1 protein-coding gene is annotated in these 729 nt (G+C 64.9%); it reads left to right on the plus strand.

Translation table 11 applies throughout. From position 1 onward, the window contains the following. Window positions 1-675: IS5 family transposase (locus tag V8J36_RS22835; RefSeq protein ID WP_336469613.1), on the plus strand; the 675-nt coding region annotated here is incomplete at its 5' end. Between the last annotated feature and the right edge of the window lie 54 nt (window positions 676-729).

Raw genomic sequence — 729 nt, forward strand, 5'->3', positions numbered from 1 at the left:
GACTGGCCCGTGCCGGATTATTCCACGCTGTGCCGACGTCAGGCACGGATTGCGGTGCAGATCCCCTATCGCCGCCCGCACGGCCCCGTGACCTTGCTGGTAGACAGCACCGGCATCAAGTTCCGCGGTGATGGCGAGTGGCAGGCACGCAAGCATGGTGCGTCCCGCCGCAGGCAATGGCGCAAGGTCCATATCGGCATGGATGCTCAGACCGGCGATGTCCGGGCCGTCGAATTCACGTCGAGCCGGCAGGGCGACAGCCCGCTGCTGCCGGACCTTCTGGCACAACTCCCCGAGGATGAAGAGATCGGCTCGGTCACAGCCGACGGTGCCTATGACACCAGACGATGTCATGGCGCGATCGTCGGGCGGGGAGCTGAGGCGCGCATTCCCATCCGCCGGAACGGCCGCCCCTGGAAAGAGGACTGCCCGGCTGCCCGTGCCCGAAACGGCATCCTTCACGAGACACGACGCCTGGGACGAGCCAACTGGAAGCGGTCGGTCGGCTACCACGTCCGAAGTCGGGTCGAGGCACGGATGAATTGCCTCAAGTCCTTCGGCGAGCGCATCGCCTCACGCGACCCTGATAGGCAGACCGCCGAGATCCAGATCCGGATCGCCATCATGAACAGATACAACACCCTCGGCACCGCCGAGATCATCGCCGTGGGCTGAACACAGAGCGGGACAGGGGTAGATCGGCCTTCAGCTGATTAGTGCAACAACGCC

The sequence above is a fragment of the Frigidibacter sp. MR17.14 genome (assembly GCF_037095735.1).
In the GTDB taxonomy this organism is placed as follows: Bacteria; Pseudomonadota; Alphaproteobacteria; order Rhodobacterales; family Rhodobacteraceae; genus Frigidibacter.